The sequence below is a fragment of the Micromonospora sp. C28ISP2-4 genome, assembly GCF_030519385.1.
Lineage (GTDB): Bacteria > Actinomycetota > Actinomycetes > Mycobacteriales > Micromonosporaceae > Micromonospora > Micromonospora tulbaghiae.
In genome coordinates this window covers 1,188,638-1,208,387 of sequence record NZ_JAUMKG010000001.1, presented here as the reverse complement: position 1 = coordinate 1,208,387, position 19,750 = coordinate 1,188,638, and the positions used below count along the sequence as shown (strand labels likewise).

Genomic DNA, 19,750 nt, shown 5'->3' with positions numbered 1-19,750 from the left:
GAGGGCGGGCCGGGGTGACCTTGATCAGCTTCGTCGTGCCGGCCTTCAAGGTGCAGGGCTACCTGCGGGAATGTCTCGACTCGATACTCGACCAGCCGGTGCGCGACATCGAGGTGATCGGTGTCGACGACGCCTCCCCGGACGGCAGCGGCGAGATCCTGGCCGAGTACGCGCTGCGCGACCCGCGGGTCCGCCCGGTGCGCCTCGCCGAGAACGTCGGGCTCGGTCCGGCCCGCAACATCGGGCTGGACCGGGCCGTCGGCGAGTACGTGTGGTTCGTCGACGGGGACGACTGGCTGGTGCCCGGCTGCCTGCCGCACGTCGCCGACCGGCTCCGCGACACCGCACCGGACGTGCTGATCGTGGACCACGTCCGGGCGCACTGGAACAACATCGGCACCCGCAGCGCGATGCGCGACGTGTTCCCCGTCCCGCCCGGTGCGGCGACGTTCGCGCTGCCGGACCGGCCGGAGACGCTGAAGCTGCTGCACACCGCGTGGAACCGGGTGGTACGCCGGGAGTTCCTGCTCGAACGAGGGCTGCGCTTCGAGCCGGGCTGGTACGAGGACGTCTCGTTCAGCTATCCGGCGCTGATGGCGGCCGGGCGGATCGGCGTACTCGACCGGATCTGCCTGAACTACCGGCAACGCCGCACCGGCGCGATCACGAAGACCCGGGGGGACCGGCACTTCGAGGTCTTCGCGCAGTGGCACCGCGTGTTCGGGCTGATGGACCGCTGGGGGCCGGAGGTGGCCGGGCTGCGGCCGGCGGTCTTCGAGCGGATGATCTGGCACTACCTCACGGTGCTCGGCAACGGCGACCGGATCGCGCCCGAGCTGCGGGCGCCGTTCTTCGCCCAGATGCACGCCGACTACGTGCGGTTCCTGCCGCCCGAGGGTTACCCGGTCCCGCCCGGACCGGAAGGGCTCAAGCACCGGCTGGTGGCGGCCGGCCGCTGGCGGACGTTCAGCGCGTTGCGCGAGGCGCACCAGGCGGGGGAGACGGCCCGCCGGACCGCGCGGCGGGCACGGCGGCGGGTGACGCCGGTGGTGCGGCGTACCGCCCGGCGGGCGCGTGACCTGGCGCTGGGCGAGTACTACCGGGCCGAGCTGCACCGGCCGATCGACCCGACGCTCGCCGTGTACGCGGCCTACTGGTACCGGGGCTACTCGTGCAACCCGGCGGCGATCTACGAAGCGGCCCGCAGGCTCGCGCCGCAGGTGCGCGGCGTGTGGATCGTCAGGCGGGACCGGGTGGCCGCGTTGCCGCCCGGTGTCGAGTACGTGGTGGCCGGCACCCGCGAGTACCACCGCGTGCTGGCCCGCGCCCGCTGGCTGGTCAACAACGTCAACTTCCCGGACTTCGTCCGCAAGCGGCCCGGCTCGGTGCACGTGCAGACCCACCACGGCACGCCGGTGAAGGTGATGGGCCTGGACCAGCAGCGCTACCCGGTGGGCGCGATGGGGATGAACTTCGCCGGCCTGCTGCGCCGGGTCGACCGCTGGGACTACAGCATCACCTCGAACAGCTTCTCCACGCAGATGTGGGAGCGGGCGTACCCGGCGGACTACACCACGCTGGAGGTCGGCTACCCGCGCAACGACCGGCTGGCGCTGGCCACCGCCGAGGACCGCGGCCAGGTCCGCGCCGCGCTGGGCATCGCACCCGACGAGTACGTGGTGCTGTACGCGCCGACGCACCGGGAGCATCTGCCCGGGTGGCGGCCACCGTTCGACCCGGACCGGATGCTCGACGTCCTCGGCCCCCGGGGCCGGCTGCTGATGCGCAGTCACTACTTCCACGACCGGGAGCGGCATCCCCGGGGACCGGCGGCGGACGGCGTGCTGGACGTGAGCGCGTACGACCGGGTGGAGGACCTCTACCTGGCGGCGGACGTGTTGATCAGCGACTATTCGTCGGCGATGTTCGACTACGCGGTGCTGGACCGGCCGATGGTGGTCTACGCGCCGGACTGGGACGCCTACCGGGTGGCCCGGGGCGTCTACTTCGACCTGCTGGCCGAGCCGCCCGGCGCGGTGGCGCGGGACTTCCCCGGGCTGCTCGACGTGTTCCGTTCCGGCGCTGTCGACGACGAGGTCGCCGAGCGGGCCCGGACGGCCTTCCGGTCGCGGTTCTGCGCGCTCGACGACGGGCACGCCGCCGAGCGCGTGGTGCGCCGCGTGTTCCTCGGCGAAACGCCGTAAAGCGGTTACTGGCTGGTCACTTAACCGTGGAGACCGGCGAATACCGCTTAATAGGACTGTCACGAGCCGAACATGGCACGTTTACCCGATGTGCGAATCGGATGATCCTGGTCACAGTCATTCCCGGGTTTGGGGCGAGGAACTGGGGAGGTGGCGGTGGCGACCGTCGCGCTCAAGGATGTCACCAAGGTGTTCCCGGACGGGACAGTTGCGGTCGACACCATCAATCTGGACGTCAACGACGGCGAGTTCATGGTGCTGCTCGGCCCGTCGGGCTGCGGCAAATCGACTGTGCTGCGCATGGTCGCGGGGCTGGAGGACCCGTCCTCCGGCGCGATCCTGCTCGGCGGTGAGCTGGCGAACGACCTGCCACCACGCGACCGGAAGATCGCCATGGTCTTCCAGGACTTCGCGCTCTATCCGCACATGACGGTCGGCGACAACATCGGCTTCCCGCTGCGCCTGAGCGGCGTCGAGCCCGTACCGCGCGGCGAGCGGATCCAGGACGTGGCGAGCGCGCTCGGCATCGGCGACGTGCTCGGGCGCAAGCCCAGCCAGCTCTCCGGCGGCCAGCGGCAGCGGGTCGCGATGGGGCGGGCGATAGTGCGCCGGCCCGGCCTGTTCCTGATGGACGAGCCACTGTCGAACCTGGACAGCGGGTTGCGCGCCGAGCTGCGGGCGGAGATCTCCGGCCTCACCCGCGAGCTGGGCGTCACCACCATCTACGTGACCCACGACCAGGCCGAGGCGCTGACCATGGCCGACCGGGTCGCCATCATGCGCAAGGGCGTGCTCCAGGACGTGGGCACCCCCACCCAGGTGTACGGCCGGCCCGCCACGCTCTACGTCGCCGCGTTCCTGGGCAGCCCGCGGATGAACCTGCTGGAGGCGTCGGTCTACGTCCACCTCGACCGGTACGTCGCGCTGAACCTCGGTGAGCAGGCGCTCTACCTACCCTGGGACGACATCCGCAGCCGGGCGGTGGCGCACTACCACGGTGAGCGGATCGTGGTCGGCATGCGCGCCGAGGCGCTCACCCCGGTCGCCCCGGACACCGCCGGTGACGTGCTGCACGGGCGCATCCGCTACCTGGAGCACCACGGCCACGAGTCCCTCGCGTTCCTCGACATCGGCGCCACCGCGATCGTCGTGGACGAGATGGGCACCCCGGTCGAGCAGGCGGCACCGGGTCAGCGCGGCCTGCGCCGGTTCAACCAGGTGATGCAGCGGCTCACCGGGCGCGCGACGGAGTCGTCGGCTCCGGCTCCGGAGGCGGGCGGGGGCGGTGGCAACCGTACGAGCGTGCTGCCCGACCCGGGCCGCCACCACCGTCGCCCGGCGGAACTGGCGGTGCGGCTCGCGCCGTACCCGCAGGTGTCGCCCGGGCACCCGCTCGCCGTGCAGGTGCGGATGGACGCGCTGCACTTCTTCGACGAGCGAGGCGACCGCATCGACGTCGGCTGGCGGTGAAAGGAAGGGCACCCTGTTAACGCCTCCGGTAGAGGAAGGGCCCCTTATTAACAACCGCCCGCCTGAACGGTGCCGGTCGGACGAGGATGGCGCAGTGAGTGATGTTCCGGATCTCGGTCCCCCACCACGGCGGATCACGGTCGACGTGGAACAGGTGAGTCGTCTCGTCGCCGACCAGTTCCCGCACCTCGCCGACCTGCCGATCGAGCCGGTAGCCGACGGCGGCTGGGACAACTGGACCTTCCACCTCGGTTCGGAGATGCTGGTGCGGCTGCCCAGCGCCGCCGAGTACGCCTTGGCTGTCGACAAGGAACACCTGTGGCTTCCGGCCCTCGCCGCTCAACTGCCGCTGCCCGTTCCCGCCCCGCTGGCGAAAGGCGGGCCGGCTACCGGCTACCCCTATCCGTGGTCGATCTACCGCTGGATCGACGGCGAGCCTGCCGCCGTGGACCGCATCGCCGACCCGGTGCGCTTCGCGCTCGACCTGGCTGAGTTCCTAGCGGCCCTGCAAGGCGTGGACACCGTCGGCGGCCCGCAGCCGGGCGTCCACAACTGGTTCCGCGGCGGCACTCTGCGCACGTACGACGAGAAGGTCGAGCGTGCGCTCGCGACGCTGGGCAGCCACGTCGATGCCGAGCTGGTCCGCGAGATCTGGGCGCGGGCACTCGGGTCCCGCTGGGACGGCACGGACCGCTGGTTCCACGGCGACATCGCTCCGGGAAACCTTCTGCTCGCTCATGGCCGGCTGGCGGCCGTCATCGATTTCGGGACCTGCGGCGTCGGTGACCCGGCCTGCGATCTGGCGGTCGCTTGGACGTTGCTGACCGCCGAGGGCCGGGAGGCGTTTCGTGAGCGGCTGTCGGTGGATGACGGGACGTGGGCGCGCGGACGTGGCTGGGCCCTCTGGAAGACCCTTTCCACCTACTCCCGCTCCTTTGACGACCCCGAGGACATGGAAGGGTCCGCGAACGCGCAACGCGTCCTCGGGGAGATCTTCTCCGAATACGCGGCCGGTGCCGTCGATGTGGCGAACGTCAGCAGGAGCTCATCCGGTCGATCGGAACCGTCAGGCTCGCGCTCAAGACCATCGTGAGCACGGAGGCCGCGAGCCACGGCCAGGGATTCCGGACCCGGCTCCACCGGCCTCCCCAGGCGAGGGCGATGGACAGGCCCGCCGTCAGCAGCATCACCACGCTCAGCAGGAAGAGGACCAGCCTCGCCTGTTGGAAGGAGTCGACCGTGTCGTTCGGACACGGCGCCGTGGGCGCGAGGAACGGCAGGCAACTGAGACAGCCGAGAACGGTGAGCAGCCCCGACAACACGGTGACCACGGTCGCCGCCGCCCTGGCCGCACTTGATCGCATCCTCAGGAGGGTAGGGATCGAAGGTCTCGCGGGCGACACGACCAGGCAACGGCGCCGGCGTCACCCGGCGCCGGCGGTCCGCTTCTCCGGCGCGAACGGCCACTCCTCGAACGACAGGCACCGGCCGTCCTCGGCGAAGCGCATGATCCAGAGGTCGCGCCACTCCTGGTGGACGGGGTCGCCGTACCGGACCTGCACCCGCGCCACAGCGGTGTCGCCGTCGACCGCGACGACCTCCGCTGTCATCTCGAAGACCTCGTCGGGTCCGTCGCGCTCGCTGTCCCACATGCGGGTGATGGCGGGCAGTCCGACGACCGGATCCCGGTACGGCCCCTGCCGGTAGGTCGCGTCGGGGGTGAACATCGTGCCGAGCGCCGCCGTTCCCGGTGTGCGCCACGCCTGCTCGTACGCCGCGATCCAGGCGGCCACCCGAGTCCTGTCCATGGTTCACAGCCTGCCATCCGCGCGTGCCCGGGTCTCCCAGATCGGCCGCGCGGGGTCGTCGTTGTGCACGACGACATGGGCGCGCTCGGCCGGGCGGGCCGTGGCGAAGTAGAGCCGCTGGGCGGGGAGGTAACGCTCCCGCCAGCGCCGTTCGACGTCCGCCCGGGACGACACCCGGCGTTCGCGGGCCACGGCACGATCCACGGTACGGTCCGGCGCGGTCGACACGAAGACGCGCAGCTCCCAGCGGTCGATCAGTTCGGGGCGCAGGAGGAAGACACCGTCGACGATCAGCACGGCGTCCGGCGGGGCGGCCGTGACCGGCGGAGACAGCACCGTATCCGTGGTGTGGTCGTAGACCGCCTGCTGGAAGCGTCGATCTCCGTCCGGGCCGAGCGGATCGAGCAGCACCCGCTTCAGCGACCCGTGGTCGTGGGTGTCGAGGTAGCAGCCCTCGGCCGAGTACTCGCCGCGCCGGTAGCGCCGCGCCCGGGGGAAGAGGAAGTCGTCGACAGTCGCCCGGATGACGCTGCGGCCCCGCGTACGCAAGAGGGAGGCCAGCTCGTCGGCGAGCGTGGTCTTGCCGGCGGCGGGCGGCCCGTCGACGGCGACCCGCGTCGGGTGCGGCACGGTGACGGACCCGACAGCCTCGGCCAGGTGGGCGAGCAACTGATCGCGGCGGGGATAAATGGATTGCCCCGGCGTCGGGCCGGAAGCTTGACTGCCGTCCATGCCGCCTCCCTCACCGGTCTTCGTCGCGGGCACGGGCCGTTCGGGCACGTCGCGGATCGCCGACATCATCGGCCAGCATCCGCTGATCCACCGGATCCCGATGGAGACCAAGTTCATCGTCGAACCCGGTGGCCTGCGGGATCTGGCCGACGCGCTCACCGGCCGGTACGACCCCGTCGTCGGCGAGGACGCCCTGCAGCGGCTGAGCGACTTCCTCACCGTACGCGTGCCCGGGCGGCGTGACGACCGTGGCAAGACCGTGCCCGAGCTGGTCGGCGAGCGGCGCTACCGGGACGCCGTACACCAGCTCTGGCCGCAGGTGATCGCGCACGCCTTCGAGGAGCCCGCGCCCGCGGAGGGGTTCGGCGACGGCGACCGGCCGGCCGGACCGTTCGGGCCGGCCAGTCGCCGGCGGGTCGTTCCGAGGTACTTCCGCGACCGGGGCGAACTGCTCGGCATCCTGCGGGGCCTGGTCGACACCCTGTTCGGCGGGGCGGCGGCCGACGCGGGCAAGCCCACCTGGTGCGAGAAGACGCCGTTCAACCTCTTCTCCATGGACTTCCTCTGGGAACTGGTTCCCGAGGCGACGATCGTGCACATCAAGCGTCACCCGGTCTCGGTGCTCGGCTCCCACATGGCCCAGCCGTGGGCGCCGTCCACTGTCGACGGGGTGCTGGCCTACCTGCTGCCCATCTACCAGCGATGGTTGGCCTGGAAGGACGCGGCCGACCTGACGAGCAGGCGATACGTCGAGGTGAGGGCGGAAGACCTGGCGGCCGACTGGGCCGGGCAGCGGCGCGCCCTGTTCGAACGGCTCGGCGTCGAGGACGCCGTCACTGCGTCGACGTTCCAGGCGGGCAAGCTGGCGCACCGCGACGACCAGTTCGACGCCGACACCCGCGCGTACGTCGAGGAAGCGCTCGGCGGGATCATCCCGGCCATGGGGTACGAGTGACGGCCGAGCGACGTCAGCAGGAGCCGACGCGATCGATCGGGACCATCAGGCCGGCGCTCACCGCGATTCCCAGTACGGCGACCGCCAACCACGGCCAGGGATTCCGGACGTGGGGCCGCGTGCCTACCCGGGCCACGACGACGGAGAGGACCGCCGTCGCCGTCATCGCCAGGACCAGCAGGGCGTACGCATCCCTCGCCGCCTGCGCCGAAGCGTAGGTGTCACCGTCGCACGGCGCCGAGGGCGCCAGGAGCGGGATGCAACTGAGGCAGCTCGCGACGACGAGCAGTGTGCCCAGCACGGTCGCCAGAGTCGCTGCCGCCTTCGCCGCACGGGATCGCAACGACTGGACAGTAGGGCCCGAAGATCTCAAAGGTGACACGGCCGGACAACCGCAGATCAGGTGTCACGCCTTGTGGCGCAGTTCGCGGAGCACGCCGTGGCGGCGGAGCGCCCACCCCAGCCGCCGTGCGCTGGGGTGCCTGATGAACAGCACCGCCGCCCGGCGGATCAGTCCGAACCGGTTGTCGCGCACTTGGTCGTCGACCGCCCGCCAGATCAGCTCGCGTACGCCGGCGCTGTCCAGCATCGCCCGTACCTCGTGGCGTACCCGGGGATCTTCGGCCGCGGACGTGACGGCGGTGACCAGGCCGGGGCGATCGGCGATCGGCTCCACCGCCGCGGCGACGAGCGGCTGGCGTACGGTGTCCCGCTCCAGCAGCAGCAACACCGCTTCCCGGACCTCGGTGCTGTCGAGCCCGGACCGCAGCAGGCCCAGCGCGCTCCGCTCGACCTCGCGGTCGCGGTCCGGAAGGGACAGCGCGGCCAGCAGCACCGTCACCTCGTCGAGGTCGACGAGCTGACGCAGCCCGTCGCGGAACTCCGGCAGCGCCCACGCCACCGTCAGCCCGCGCGCGAGATCGCGGTTCATGGGTCACCCGCTACCCGAAGTCAGCAGCCGTCGAAACGCCGCCGGGCTGATCAACCGGACCAGACAGCGCCGTGACATGGACCGTGGTTACAACCGCTCACCTGAGCCGGTCGAAGCGGCAGCCTCGGTCGCGAGAACGACGGGCATGGCCGGATAGGGGTCGCTGATCGGCTTGCGCTGAGCAAGGACCCGTTCCCGCACCGCCACCAGGGTGGGGCCCGCGACGTAATGCCTTCCCCGCCGCTCACCGCGCGCCTCCAGCAGACCCTGCTCGGCGAGGCTGGCCAGATCCCGGGAGGCGGTCCTGTCCTCGACGTCGGCGAGTTTGACGTACCCGGATCGGCGGATGCGATATCCGAGAACGGCCTCGTAGAGCAGATCGGTCACCCGTTCGGGGAGCCTTCTCTCAGCGATGATCGCGTCCAACTCGGACCAGATGCCGGACGCCTCTTCGAAGCGGCGAGCGACAGTCTGTGCCTGCATGTGATGGGCTCGCAGGTTGAACGACACCCATAGGTGTGCCGAGCCTTCAGGATTCCAGTGGCCACGACCGGTGACCGCCAGCACGCGGTAGTAGTCCTCGGTGTTGCTGCCCAGCCATTCCTCGATGCTGGAGAAGGCAGGCTCGACGATCGCGCGTCGCGAGAGCACCAACGTCTGAAGCGCGCGTGCCATCCGGCCGTTGCCGTCGCGGAACGGATGGATCATCACCAGATTCAGATGCGCCATGGCCGCCTTGACGAGCGGGGAGGCGGTGATGTCCGACCGTAGGTCTTCGGTCAGTTCCTCCATGAGGTGAGGAACGTGGTCGGCGTCCGCGCCCTCGTACACGCGCTTGTCGGTCCGCTCGTCGTGCACATAGATGGGGCCCTTGCGGTACTGTCCCGGACTCTTTCCCAGATCGTGCGAGAGCATCATGTAGTGCATGCTGCGGATCACCGAGGTGTCAGGGCGGAAATACGGATCTCCCGCCGTTTGAAGCACGTATCCCAGAGCCTGTCGGTAGCCTCGAATCTCGGCGAAGGTCCGGTTGTCGGCGCTCAGCGGCTCCTCGCCGTCGAGAGCGGCGGCTGCGTCGTCCTCGGCGACCACGTAGCCCTCGATGCTGTTGGAACCGAGAATCGCGCGCGCCAGCATCGTGCGCCGAAGGCCACCAGTCCATCGGCGAGGAGTGCGCAGGAAGTCGGCGAGGGTGCGGCGCATGTCATGGACGTCGGCCAGCACCGTTTCGTCATGATCGCTGAGTTCGGGCGTTGCATAGATCATCTGGTGTCCTAATGTCTCTTAATAAGAGCCAAAGCTAGCGTCCTGGTGCCTCGATGTCACTTATTTAGCGACATTGGGCCAGAGCCGCCGACCTCCTTGCCGCCTTGGTTACTGGCGAGTAGCGTTCGGGCATGACCATCGACTCTCGCCAGGTGGCGGCCGGTCTCCTCGACGCCGTGCCGTTCGCCCGCACGCTCGGGATCGAGTTCGTCGAGGTGGCGCCCGAGGCCGAGGGCGGGGTCCGCGTCGTGGCCCGGCTCCCCGACATCGCGGAGCACCACAACCACCTCGGCGGACCGCACGCCGGGGCCATGTTCACGCTGGGGGAGAGCGCCTCGGGCGCTGCCGTCCTGGCCGCCTTCGGGCAGGTGCTCGATCGATGCGTACCCCTGCCGGTGACCGCTTCCGTCCACTTCCGCAAGATCGCGATGGGGCCGGTGCTGGCGACCGCGCGGCTCGGCGGCGTCCCCGCCGAGGTGCTGGCCGAGCTGGACGCCGGGCGGCGGCCGGAGTTCCCGGTCGAGGTGGAGGTCCGCACCGAGGACGGCACGCTCACCTCCTCGCTCACCGTGATCTGGACGCTGCGCCCGAACCGCTGAGCCCGGAACGGTGTTTGCCCGGCGCGGGGTCTGGTTAGATTCAAGCGATGCTGGGCCTCCCCGCGCACGTGAGCGCTTGTCTCTTCGATCTGGACGGTGTGCTGACGCAGACCGCCAAGGTGCACAACGCCGCCTGGGCGGAGACGTTCGACGCGTACCTGCGGCGACGGTCCGCCGAAACCGGCGAGCCGTTCCAACCGTTCGACCCCGGACCGGACTACAACCGGTACGTGGACGGCAGACCGCGCGCCGACGGGGTGCGCACATTCCTGGCCTCGCGCGGCATCACGCTGCCCGAGGGATCGCCGGACGACCCGCCCGACGCGGACACCGTCAACGGCCTCGGCAACAGTAAGAACGTCGTCCTGCTCCAGCGGATCGAGCAGCACGGCGTCGAGGTGTACGAGGGTTCGGTGCGCTACCTGGAGGCAGCCACCACAGCCGGACTGCGCCGCGCTGTCGTCTCGGCCAGCGCCAACTGTGCCGCCGTGGTGCACGCCGCCGGGCTGGACCGCTGGCTGGAGGCGCGGGTGGACGGCGTGGTCGCCCGCGCGAGCGGGCTGCGCGGCAAACCGGCCCCGGACACGTTCCTGGAAGGCGCCCGGCTGCTCGGTGTGGAACCGGCGCGGGCCGCCGTCTTCGAGGACGCCCTCGCCGGGGTGGCCGCCGGGCGGGCCGGCGGATTCGGGTACGTGGTGGGCGTCGACCGGGTCGGCCAGGCCGACGAGCTGCTGGCGCACGGCGCCGACGTGGTGGTCACCGACCTCGCCGACCTGCTCGCCCCGGAGCCGGCCGCGTGATCCGGGAACGGGCGTACCCGGTCGAGCCCTGGCACGTCCGGGAGATGCAGCTCGACATGGACGTGCTGGCCCAGTCCGAGTCGGTGTTCGCGCTGTCGAACGGCCACATCGGGTTGCGTGGCAACCTCGACGAGGGTGAGCCGCACGGCCTGCCCGGCACCTACCTGAACTCGTTCTACGAGCTGCGCCCGCTGCCGTACGCGGAGGCCGGCTTCGGTTTCCCCGAGTCGGGGCAGACCGTCGTCAACGTCACGAACGGCAAGCTGATCCGGCTGCTCGTGGACGACGAGCCGCTGGACGTTCGCTACGGCGAGCTGCTCGCCCACGAGCGGGTCCTCGACATGCGCGCCGGCACGCTCCAGCGGGACCTGCACTGGCGTTCCCCGGCCGGCCGCGAGGTGAAGGTCCGCACCACCCGGCTGGTGTCGTTCACCCAGCGCTCGGTGGCCGCCATCCACTACGAGGTGGAGCCGGTCGACGGGCCGCTGCGCCTGATCCTCCAGTCCGAGCTGGTCGCCAACGAGTCGCTGCCGCCGCAGAGCCGCGACCCCCGGGTGGCCGCCGTGCTGGAGTCGCCGTTGCAGGCCGAGGAGGAGCTGACCACCGACGACGGTGGCCAGCTCATCCACCGGACCAAGGTCAGCGGCCTGCGGGTCGCCACCGCGATGGGCCACGACGTCGACGGGCCCGAACGCACCACGATCGAGAGCGAGGGGTACGAGGACTGGGTCCGCACCACCATCGGCTGCGTGCTCAAGCCCGGCCAGAAGCTCCGGGTGGTCAAGTACCTCACGTACGGCTGGTCCAGCCGGCGGTCGCTCCCGGCGCTGCGCGACCAGGTCGGCGCGGCGCTCGCAGCGGCCCGGCTCGACGGCTGGGACGGACTGCGCCGGGCCCAGCGCGAATACCTTGACGCGTTCTGGGACGCCGCGGACGTGCGCGTCGAGGGCGACCCCGAGGTGCAGCAGGCCGTCCGGTTCGGCCTCTTCCACGTCCTCCAGGCCGGCGCCCGCGCGGAACGGCGGCCGATCGCCGCCAAGGGCCTCACCGGCCCGGGGTACGACGGCCACGCGTTCTGGGACACCGAGATGTTCGTGCTGCCGGTGCTCACGTACACGCAGCCCGGAGCGGTACGGGACGCGTTGCAGTGGCGGTACGACACGCTGGCCCAGGCGCAGGAACGCGCCCGCACGCTGAACCTCGAAGGCGCCGCCTTCCCGTGGCGCACCATCGAAGGGCCGGAGTCGTCGGCGTACTGGCCGGCCGGGACCGCCGCGTTCCACATCGCCGCCGACGTCGCCGACGCGCTGCGCCGCTACGTGCTGGTCACCGGCGACGAGACGCTGGAACGGGAGATCGGCCTGGAACTGCTGGTCGAGACCGCCCGGTTGTGGCGTTCGCTCGGCCACCACGACCGGGCCGGACGGTTCCACATCGACGGCGTGACCGGCCCGGACGAGTACACGGCGGTGAAGAACGACAACGTCTACACCAACCTGATGGCCCAGCGGAACCTGCGTACCGCGGCGGACTGCGCGATGCGCTACCGGGACCAGGCGCTCGACCTCGGCGTCACCGAGGAGGAGGCCGCCGCGTGGCGGGACGCCGCGAACGACATGCACGTCCCGTACGACGCGGAGACCGAGGTGCACGAGCAGGTGGAGGGGTTCACCCGCTTCCAGGAGTGGGACTTCGAGCACACGCCGCCGGAGAAGTACCCGCTGCTGCTGCACTACCCGTACTTCGACCTCTACCGCAAGCAGGTCGTCAAGCAGTCCGACCTGGTGCTGGCCATGCACTGGCGGGGCGACGCGTTCAGCGCCGCCGAGAAGCTGCGCAACTTCGTCTACTACGAGCGGCGCACCGTACGCGACTCGTCGCTGAGCGCCTGCACCCAGGCGGTGCTGGCGGCCGAGGTGGGCTACCTCGAACTGGCCCACCGCTACCTGCGCGAGGCCGCGCTGATGGACCTGCACGACCTCAACGAGAACACCCGCGACGGCGTGCACATGGCGTCCCTGGCCGGCGCCTGGATCGCGCTCGTCGCCGGGTTCGGCGGGCTGCGGGACCACGACGGGACGCTCTCCTTCGCGCCCCGGCTCTCCAGCCGCCTCAGCCGCCTGGAGTTCTCGCTCCAGTGGCGCGGGATGCGGCTGCGGGTAGACGTGCGACCGCACCAGACGACGTACTCGCTGCGCAACGGCGGCCCGGACACGGTCGTGGAGCTGCGGCATCACGGTGAGCCGCTGCGGGTCACCTCCGCGCAGCCGGTCACCGTGGCGGTGCCACCGGCACACCCGAGCGGGGCGCAGCCGGAGCAACCGCAGGGCCGCGCGCCGCTTATGCACCTGCCGGAGCGGACGAACTGAACGGTCCCGCCACGAGGGGCGGGACCGCTCGGTACGCGTACCTCAGAACTGGCGGCCGTTGGACGGACGCCCGCCGGCGTCGCGCGGCGCCGCAGCCCGCGGGTCGTCGGCGGTACGCGCCGTGGCGGCGCGGTCGGCCCAGTCCGGCGAGTCCTTCAGCTCCTGCTTACGGCGTTCCTGGTCGGTCAGTTCCTGTTCCCGGGACCTGTCCTGTTTCGCCATGACGATCCTCGCGATCGGTCGGGGTCCGTGGTCACCCGGCGCGTTCCCGCCCGGCGGCGGCTCAACCGTCCACGTGCTGGGCGAAGCTGCGCCGCAGGTGGTCCTTCGGGCGGGAGCCGACGATCGAGCCGACCACCTCGCCGCCCCGGAACACCAGCATGGTCGGCGCGGACATGATCCGGTGGGCGCGCGCGGTGGCCGGGTTCTCGTCGGTGTTGAGTGTGACGAAGCGCAGCGCGTCGCCGAACTCCTCGGCCAGCTCGGCCAGGTGCTTCGACACCACCCGGCACGGCGGGCACCATTCGGCCCAGAAGTCCACCACCACCGGGCGGTCGGCGGCCAGCACCGTCGCCGCGAATGTGTCGTCGGTGACCGGGGTCAGCCGGTCGGTCCCCGTGTCCTGAGGCATGTTTCCTCCCGTTGGGCGATCGCGTGGGCGAGCTGGTCGTGCAGCCGGCGGCGGACGTCGCCGAGCCGGCCGAGGTAGTCGTCCACCTCGGCGAGCTTGCGCCGCAGCACCGCCACCGAATCGGGGCAGACGTCGCCGGAGTCGTTTCCGGCACGCAGGCAGGCGACGAACGGGCGGATGTCGTCCAGGCCGAAGCCGATCGCCAGCAGGGACCGGATCTCGCGGACGACGCGCAGTTCCGCCTCGTCGTAGACCCGGTATCCGTTTGCGGACCGGTTGGGCCGGACCAGCCCGTGGGCCTCGTAGTAGCGCAGAGTGCGGGTGCTCGTACCGGCCCGCTGCGCCAGCTCCCCGATCCGCATCCGCCGCCCTCCCCGTCCCTCTCTGCCGGTTGACGCTAAACCTTGCCGCCGACGTCAACGCAACCCCGCGTTTCCCCGTCGACCATGAAGTTGGCGGCGTTGTGGATCTCGGAAACTGCCGCCAACTTCATGATCGACGCGGTGGGGGCGTGGGTGAGGGGGTATGCGCGGGGGAGAGCGGGGGAGAGCCGGGAGCGGGAGGCGGTGAGGTGGATGCGTGAGGTCTCGGTGCCGGTGGTGGACGGCGGGCTCGTGGGGGACGTGGTGGTGCCTGCCGAGGCGCAGGGGGTGGTGCTGTTCGCGCACGGGAGCGGCAGCTCGCGGCACAGCCCGCGCAACATGGCGGTCGGCCGTGCGCTGAACGGGTGCGGGCTCGGCACGATGCTCGTCGACCTGCTGACGGCCGACGAGGAGGCCCGCGACGAGGTCACCGCCGAACTGCGCTTCGACATCGGCATGCTGGCCGAGCGCCTGGCCGCGATCGTCGACTGGATGGGCGCCGACCCGGAGCTGGGGCGGCTCCCGATCGGGCTGTTCGGCGCCAGCACCGGCGCCGCCGCCGCACTCGTGGCCGCCGCCGCGCGGCCGGACCAGGTGGGCGCTGTGGTCTCCCGAGGCGGCCGGCCCGATCTGGCCGGCAGCTCACTGACTGCGGTACGCGCACCGACGCTGTTGCTCGTCGGCGGCCTCGACGAGCAGGTGATCGTGCTCAACGAGCAGGCCCGGGACGCGCTGGGCGAGGTGGCGGAGCTGCGGATCGTGCCCGGCGCCACGCACCTGTTCGAGGAGCCCGGCACGCTGGAGCAGGTGGCCGACCAGGCAGGTACGTGGTTCACCACGCACCTGCGCCAGCCGCATCCCGCCTGAACGGCGGCGGAGTCAGCCCGCGGCCTCGGCGGCGCGGCCCGGGTCGGTGGTCGGCACGGGTACGTCGGTGCCGCTGCGGTCTGCCGCTCGGTGCCGCTGCACGGTGTCCAGCACCCGCCACAGCACCGCCGCGATCGGCACCGACACGAACGCCCCGGCGACGCCGGCGACCAGCGTGCCGGCGGTGACCACCACCAGGATGACCGCCGGGTGCAGCTGCACCTGCCTCCGCATCACGAGCGGTTCCAGCAGGTTGCCCTCGATCTGCTGGACGGCGATCACGGCGGCCAGGGTCAGCAGCGCTGTGGTGGGACCGTTCGCGGCCAGCGCGACGAGTACCGCCACCGCACCGGCCACCGTGGCGCCGATGATCGGCACGAACCCGCCGAGGAACGTGATCAGGGCGAGCGGCAGGGCCAGCGGGACACGCAGGACGACCAGGGCCAGCCCGATGCCGATGGCGTCGATGGCCGCGATGATCATCGTGCCCCGGCTGTACGCGCCGAGCGTCCGCCACCCCGCCCGTCCCGCCTCGGCGGTCAGCTCCCGGCGCGGGCCGGTCAGCCGGCGCAGCACCCAGCGCCACATCGAGCGGCCGTCCTTGAGCAGGAAGAACAGCAACACCAGGGCGAGCAGCAGGGCGCCCGCGACCTCGGCGACCTTGCGCGCTCCGGCGACCGGATCGGGCGCGCCGCTGCTCAGGCCCTGCCGGACCTGCTCCACGAGCCGGTCGAGCTGCTGGTCGGTGACCGGCAGGCTGGACGTGACGAAGTCGCGGGTACGCTGCAACCCCTCGTCGAGCTGCTGGCTCAGCTCCCCGAACTGGCTCGCGGTGAGGTTCCAGACCAGGACGCCGGCGCCGCCCAGGATGCCGAGCAGCAGCAGGATGCTCAGCAGCGCGGCGAGCCCGGCCGGCACCCGCAGCCGGCGCAGGCGTACCAGCACCGGGTCGAGCAGCGCGGCCAGGAAGAGTGTGCCGGCCAACGCCACCGCCAGCGGCGCGAGCAGCACGGCGATCTGCCCCAGCAGCCACAACCCGGCCGTCACCACCAGCAGGCAGGCGCTCCAGGTGACCGCCGTCCGTACCGGCCAGGGCAGTCCGGCCCAGGTCTGCCGCGGTCCGGCGGCCGGTGCGCGCCCGGGTATTCCAGCGTCGTCGTCCACGTCGCCCTCCTCGATCGTGGCCGTTGGTACCCGACGCGGGTCGATCCGACACCAGGGCAGAGATCGCCCACCCGGTGTTTGTGCCCCCGGCCCCAGGGAAGGCATTCAACGTATCGAAGGGAGATGCGACATGGGTGACTTCATGGACAAGGCCAAGGACTTCGCGGACAAGCACGACAAGCAGGTCGACCAGGGCATCGAGAAGGCGGGTGACGCGGCCGACAAGCGCACCGGCGGCAAGTACGACAACCAGATCGACAAGGGTGTCGACACAGCGCAGCAGCGCACCGGCGAAGGCGACACCGGGCGCTGACGTACACCCGCTCCGGCGCTGGACACGACGGCGGCCCCGCCTCCGGGGAGCGTGGCGCCGCGGCGTCGGGTCAGGACTTCTCGCGCAGCTCCTGCATCGTGGTGGGACGGCCGGAGAGCGCGTCGCGCATCCGGTCCACCAGCCCGGTGCCGGGGGCGAGCAGCCGGTTCGCCGGCGGGCGATCCGGCGCCGCCGGGTGCGGCCGGGTCGGCGCGGACTTCTTCGCCGCCTCCACCTTGCCGGCCAGCTCGACCAGCTCCTCCCGGGCGCAGGCCGCGCGCAGCCGAGGGAACAGGTCGTTCTCCTCATCCTGTACGTGGTGCCGGATGGTCGAGGTGAGGTGTGCCAGCAGTTCGTCGAAGCGCGCCTCCGACGGGTCGAGCGACTCCAGCTCCTTCATGGTCCGCTCGGCGTCGGCGTGCTCGGAGATCTCGTGCTCGGCGATCTGGTCACCGTCGGGCAGCGCCTTGCGGGCGGCCGGGTAGACGTACTGCTCCTCGGCGATGGCGTGGCGCACCAGCTCGGCGATCACCACGTCGGCCAGCTGCCGGCGGTGTTCCGGCGTGCCCTGCCGGCTCTCCAGCTCGACGAAGATCGCCTCGAACTCGTGGTGGTCGGCGGTCAGGACGTCTACCACGTCCTGCTTCACATCGGTCATGTCAGCCCCCAAGCGGTGGGTTGCGGAACGGCTTGTCTGCGCCACTACCCCAGCTCGGAGGGCCGAACCCACCGGACGACGACGGGCCGGTCTCCGCGAAGGAGACCGGCCCGTCGCTGTGGGTCAGGAGCTGTAACCGCGGCCCGCGATCCAGTTGGCCAGCTCGGTCACGTCCATCCAGTACGTCGGCTCGTCCGGCCGGGCCGGGTCGGCGATCAGCACCCGGTCGCCGTCGCCCTCGTACCGCACGACAGTCACGTAGTGGCCGGGGTAGCTGTGCTCCACCCCGTCGATGTCCCGCGCGCCGCCCAGGATGTTCGCCACCACCGGCCGGTCGTCGTCCACTGCGGCACGGATGTCCGCGCGCAGGCGTTCGACCTGCTCCCGGGTGGCCACGTCGTCGCGGATCTCGGTGGTCCGGTACTTGCCTCCGGTGTACTCGTTGAGCACCCGGGTGATGTCGATGGCCGAGTCGGTGCCGTTCTCGGTGGTGCCGAGCTTCGCGGCCAGCTCGTCCTGGCTCACGTCCTTGCCCTCGGCCGACAGCGCGATCCGGGTCGAGGCGGGACCGCAGTAGAAGAAGTTCGGCTGCGCCTGGTACTCGTAGTCGGCGGTGCGGTCACCCTTGCCCTTGACCGGGGCGGCGTGGGCGGCGGCGGCCGGACCGGCGACGGCACCGCCGGCCGCGGCCAGACCGGCGACGGACAGCACACACTTACGGATGATCGGGTTCATGGTCGAGGCTCCATTCGGGGGTCGACGGCTCCGTGCGGGAGACGCGGCACCAGGAGTGGCGCTCGGCGTACGGAGAGTTCAACCGCCCTGCCGCGGCAGCCCATTTCCGGGCGTGACCGGGGCCACCGTGGAACCGGACAGACGCCTCAGCCGGGCAGGCTTCCGAGGAGCCCGGTCACCGCGATCTCGATGACCACCCGCTCCGGATTCGGACGGGGCGTGCGATACCGCTCGGCGTACCGGCGCTCGGCCTCGGCCACCGACTCCGGGTCGCGGCGCAGCACCGCCCGGCCCTCCACGGTCAGCCACCAGCGGCCGTCGACCTGGCACACCGCCACCGGGACGCCGTCCGGCCCGGCCGCCGCCACGTGCCGGGCCTTTGCCGACCCGGCCGAGGTGATCACCCGGGCCAGCCGGGCCGCGGGGTCGAAGGTCACCCCCACGGGTACGACGTGCGGAGTGCCGTCGGCACGCGGTGTGGTGAGCGTGGCGAGGTGCCGGCCCGCGAAGAAACGGGCCACCCGCTCGTCGTGCGGATCCAACCGGTGCCGTGCCGCCATGCCGTCTCCTCGTTCCGTGCCGGTGACGCCTCAGCGGCGGGGTGCCCCGCCGGGCGGCAACGTCGCCACCGGGGACTCCCCGGCGGCCCGCTGTTCGGCGCGGTGCTTGGCGACCAGCCGGCCCAGGTAGAACAGCGCGCCGGCCAGCACGCCCATGTCGTCCAGGTAGATCGGGTCGGGCAGCAGGTCCACCGGCAGGATCGTGTAGATCAGCGCGCCGTAGAACGCGACCTTGCCGCCGGCGCCGAGCGCGCCGAGCATACGGCGGGTGCGCACCACCCGGACGGCGAGCAGCACCGCCCCGGCCAGCATGGCCGCCGCGAGGACGGCGGCGAGGACGACCAGCACCCAGGCTTCACGGGACACGCCACCACGCTAGCGGAGCCGGGCCCGGGCCGCCCGCAACAGTGGCCCCGCGCAGTCGCCGCGGAATTCAGGCCGCCACGGCCGCCCGGCCCCGGGCCACCGGGGTCAGCTCGCGAGTGGTCTCCACGCCCGCACCGGTCGGCAGTTCCCGGGTGGACTCGGGGCCGGCGAACCCGACGATGGACAGTTCCGTCTGCGGCTCGGCGACCGGGTGCAGTGCCGCGAACGCCTCGTCGCGCAGGCTCTGCGCCGCCGCCGCGGCCCGCTCGGCTGCCTGCCAGGCGGCCTGCTCCCGCTGCGTGGCGGCCCGGTGCCGTGCCGCCATGTTGTCCCGGACCAGCCGGCGCAGCAGCAGTTCCTGCTCCACCGGGTGCCGGCTCGGATCCCAGCCGTTGCCGCCGAGGATGTCGCTGAGCTGCCGCACCGTGATCTCGTCGCGCCACTGGGCGTCCATCGCGGCCCGGTGCAGCCAGCGCTCCCGGTCGGCGTACTCGGCCGGGGTCTTGGCGGTCCGGGGCAGCGGCAGCGCCGCGGCGGCGGTCAGGCGCCGGACGTCCTCCTCGGCCGCCTGATAGGCCTGCCAGGCGGCCTCGGCCTCCTCCTGGGCGGTCAGCCACTCGGCGCGGCTCCGCTCGGCGGTCGCCGTCGCCCGGGAGGCTGCCACGGCCACCTCGTCGGCGTAGCGGATCCGCTCCTGGTCCCGTACGCGCGCCCGCTCGGCGCGTTCGATGCTGCTCGGCCGGGCGGCGTCACTGATCCGGTCGACCAGTTCCGAACGGAACCGGGACGGGCGGACGATCAGCGCGGCGACCACTGTCGCGGCCACGGCGAGCAGGACCAGCCAGATCACGGCGGCCGCGGGCATGTCGGGCAGGACGGTGGAGAAGACGGTCTGCATCACCAGCACCTCGGGGTGGAACGAAGGACGATCAACGGTTGTGGCCCGGACATCCGGGCGGG

24 protein-coding genes are annotated in these 19,750 nt (G+C 71.7%); 9 read left to right on the top strand and 15 right to left on the bottom strand.

Translation table 11 applies throughout. The features are described 5' to 3' along the window. The first annotated feature begins 14 nt into the window (after positions 1–14). The 3 genes from Q3W68_RS05800 to Q3W68_RS05790 all read left to right on the top strand — a co-directional run bounded on the left by Q3W68_RS05800 (position 15) and on the right by Q3W68_RS05790 (position 4,767). Positions 15–2,204: a bifunctional glycosyltransferase family 2 protein/CDP-glycerol:glycerophosphate glycerophosphotransferase gene (locus Q3W68_RS05800; protein WP_302904439.1), complete on the top strand. Its 2,190-nt coding sequence runs from the start codon at positions 15–17 to the stop codon at positions 2,202–2,204. A 156-nt stretch (positions 2,205–2,360) separates the two neighbouring features. Beyond that, positions 2,361–3,674: an ABC transporter ATP-binding protein gene (locus tag Q3W68_RS05795; RefSeq protein WP_302904964.1), complete on the top strand. Its 1,314-nt coding sequence runs from the start codon at positions 2,361–2,363 to the stop codon at positions 3,672–3,674. Between the two features lie 94 nt (positions 3,675–3,768). Beyond that, positions 3,769–4,767, top strand: coding sequence for an aminoglycoside phosphotransferase family protein (locus Q3W68_RS05790; protein ID WP_302904438.1), 999 nt, complete (start codon positions 3,769–3,771; stop codon positions 4,765–4,767). On the opposite strand, the gene Q3W68_RS05785 is transcribed toward Q3W68_RS05790, so the two are convergent. The 3 genes from Q3W68_RS05785 to Q3W68_RS05775 all read right to left on the bottom strand — a co-directional run bounded on the left by Q3W68_RS05785 (position 4,709) and on the right by Q3W68_RS05775 (position 6,214). Then, positions 4,709–5,005, bottom strand: coding sequence for a hypothetical protein (locus Q3W68_RS05785; RefSeq protein WP_302904437.1), 297 nt, complete (start codon positions 5,003–5,005; stop codon positions 4,709–4,711). The genes Q3W68_RS05790 and Q3W68_RS05785 overlap by 59 nt on opposite strands. A 93-nt stretch (positions 5,006–5,098) precedes the next feature. Continuing rightward, positions 5,099–5,482, bottom strand: coding sequence for a nuclear transport factor 2 family protein (locus Q3W68_RS05780; protein WP_302904436.1), 384 nt, complete (start codon positions 5,480–5,482; stop codon positions 5,099–5,101). A 3-nt stretch (positions 5,483–5,485) separates the two neighbouring features. Beyond that, positions 5,486–6,214: an AAA family ATPase gene (locus Q3W68_RS05775; protein ID WP_302904435.1), complete on the bottom strand. Its 729-nt coding sequence runs from the start codon at positions 6,212–6,214 to the stop codon at positions 5,486–5,488. Between Q3W68_RS05775 and Q3W68_RS05770 the strand changes: the two genes are divergently transcribed. Continuing rightward, a complete protein-coding gene (locus Q3W68_RS05770; protein ID WP_302904434.1) occupies positions 6,213–7,169 on the top strand; it encodes a sulfotransferase in 957 nt (318 codons plus the stop codon). The genes Q3W68_RS05775 and Q3W68_RS05770 overlap by 2 nt on opposite strands. 13 nt (positions 7,170–7,182) lie before the next feature. On the opposite strand, the gene Q3W68_RS05765 is transcribed toward Q3W68_RS05770, so the two are convergent. From Q3W68_RS05765 to Q3W68_RS05755, 3 genes are all read right to left on the bottom strand, one after another. Beyond that, on the bottom strand, positions 7,183–7,470 hold the full coding sequence (locus Q3W68_RS05765) for a hypothetical protein (RefSeq protein ID WP_302904433.1): 288 nt from the start codon (positions 7,468–7,470) through the stop codon (positions 7,183–7,185). 105 nt (positions 7,471–7,575) lie between these two features. Continuing rightward, on the bottom strand, positions 7,576–8,100 hold the full coding sequence (locus Q3W68_RS05760) for a hypothetical protein (protein ID WP_302904431.1): 525 nt from the start codon (positions 8,098–8,100) through the stop codon (positions 7,576–7,578). A gap of 87 nt (positions 8,101–8,187) precedes the next feature. Further along, complete coding sequence (locus Q3W68_RS05755) at positions 8,188–9,366, bottom strand: Fic family protein (protein WP_302904430.1); 1,179 nt, start codon at positions 9,364–9,366, stop codon at positions 8,188–8,190. A gap of 131 nt (positions 9,367–9,497) precedes the next feature. Between Q3W68_RS05755 and Q3W68_RS05750 the strand changes: the two genes are divergently transcribed. Genes Q3W68_RS05750 through Q3W68_RS05740 form a run of 3 tightly spaced genes read left to right on the top strand, consistent with a single transcriptional unit; the run spans position 9,498 to position 13,134 of the window. Then, positions 9,498–9,965 (top strand): DUF4442 domain-containing protein, encoded by a 468-nt coding sequence (locus Q3W68_RS05750; RefSeq protein ID WP_302904429.1) that lies wholly within the window; start codon positions 9,498–9,500, stop codon positions 9,963–9,965. A gap of 47 nt (positions 9,966–10,012) precedes the next feature. After that, positions 10,013–10,765: an HAD family phosphatase gene (locus Q3W68_RS05745; RefSeq protein WP_302904428.1), complete on the top strand. Its 753-nt coding sequence runs from the start codon at positions 10,013–10,015 to the stop codon at positions 10,763–10,765. Then, complete coding sequence (locus tag Q3W68_RS05740) at positions 10,762–13,134, top strand: glycoside hydrolase family 65 protein (RefSeq protein ID WP_302904426.1); 2,373 nt, start codon at positions 10,762–10,764, stop codon at positions 13,132–13,134. Before Q3W68_RS05745 ends, Q3W68_RS05740 begins: the two co-directional genes overlap by 4 nt. A gap of 42 nt (positions 13,135–13,176) precedes the next feature. Here the strand turns inward: Q3W68_RS05740 and Q3W68_RS05735 are convergent, their stop codons facing one another. The 3 genes from Q3W68_RS05735 to Q3W68_RS05725 all read right to left on the bottom strand — a co-directional run bounded on the left by Q3W68_RS05735 (position 13,177) and on the right by Q3W68_RS05725 (position 14,127). Then, on the bottom strand, positions 13,177–13,356 hold the full coding sequence (locus tag Q3W68_RS05735) for a hypothetical protein (protein WP_302904425.1): 180 nt from the start codon (positions 13,354–13,356) through the stop codon (positions 13,177–13,179). A gap of 61 nt (positions 13,357–13,417) precedes the next feature. Next, positions 13,418–13,765 carry a thioredoxin gene (gene trxA / locus Q3W68_RS05730; protein ID WP_302904424.1) on the bottom strand — a complete coding sequence of 116 codons (348 nt, stop codon included), beginning with the start codon at positions 13,763–13,765 and terminating at the stop codon, positions 13,418–13,420. Beyond that, positions 13,735–14,127: a MerR family transcriptional regulator gene (locus Q3W68_RS05725; RefSeq protein WP_302904422.1), complete on the bottom strand. Its 393-nt coding sequence runs from the start codon at positions 14,125–14,127 to the stop codon at positions 13,735–13,737. The genes trxA and Q3W68_RS05725 overlap by 31 nt, the downstream gene beginning before the upstream one ends. Positions 14,128–14,340: 213 nt before the next feature. Here Q3W68_RS05725 and Q3W68_RS05720 point away from each other — a divergent pair, with 213 nt between their 5' ends. Beyond that, complete coding sequence (locus Q3W68_RS05720; RefSeq protein WP_302904421.1) at positions 14,341–14,994, top strand: dienelactone hydrolase family protein; 654 nt, start codon at positions 14,341–14,343, stop codon at positions 14,992–14,994. Between the two features lie 12 nt (positions 14,995–15,006). Here the strand turns inward: Q3W68_RS05720 and Q3W68_RS05715 are convergent, their stop codons facing one another. After that, positions 15,007–16,158 carry an AI-2E family transporter gene (locus tag Q3W68_RS05715; RefSeq protein ID WP_302904420.1) on the bottom strand — a complete coding sequence of 384 codons (1,152 nt, stop codon included), beginning with the start codon at positions 16,156–16,158 and terminating at the stop codon, positions 15,007–15,009. Between the two features lie 130 nt (positions 16,159–16,288). Between Q3W68_RS05715 and Q3W68_RS05710 the strand changes: the two genes are divergently transcribed. Then, positions 16,289–16,471: an antitoxin gene (locus Q3W68_RS05710; protein ID WP_091414789.1), complete on the top strand. Its 183-nt coding sequence runs from the start codon at positions 16,289–16,291 to the stop codon at positions 16,469–16,471. 70 nt (positions 16,472–16,541) lie between these two features. On the opposite strand, the gene Q3W68_RS05705 is transcribed toward Q3W68_RS05710, so the two are convergent. From Q3W68_RS05705 to Q3W68_RS05685, 5 genes are all read right to left on the bottom strand, one after another. Next, entirely contained in the window at positions 16,542–17,129 is a 588-nt protein-coding gene (locus Q3W68_RS05705; RefSeq protein ID WP_302904419.1) for a hemerythrin domain-containing protein, read from the bottom strand. Positions 17,130–17,252: 123 nt separating this feature from the next. Then, the gene (locus Q3W68_RS05700) at positions 17,253–17,864 is read right to left on the bottom strand and encodes a C39 family peptidase (RefSeq protein ID WP_302904418.1); all 612 of its coding nucleotides are present in this window, start codon (positions 17,862–17,864) and stop codon (positions 17,253–17,255) included. Between the two features lie 146 nt (positions 17,865–18,010). Further along, positions 18,011–18,424, bottom strand: a complete 414-nt coding sequence (locus Q3W68_RS05695) for a pyridoxamine 5'-phosphate oxidase family protein (RefSeq protein ID WP_302904417.1) — start codon at positions 18,422–18,424, stop codon at positions 18,011–18,013. Positions 18,425–18,454: 30 nt separating this feature from the next. Then, the gene (locus tag Q3W68_RS05690; RefSeq protein ID WP_302904416.1) at positions 18,455–18,790 is read right to left on the bottom strand and encodes a YkvA family protein; all 336 of its coding nucleotides are present in this window, start codon (positions 18,788–18,790) and stop codon (positions 18,455–18,457) included. A 67-nt stretch (positions 18,791–18,857) separates the two neighbouring features. Next, on the bottom strand, positions 18,858–19,688 hold the full coding sequence (locus Q3W68_RS05685) for a hypothetical protein (RefSeq protein ID WP_302904415.1): 831 nt from the start codon (positions 19,686–19,688) through the stop codon (positions 18,858–18,860). Positions 19,689–19,750 lie beyond the last annotated feature (62 nt).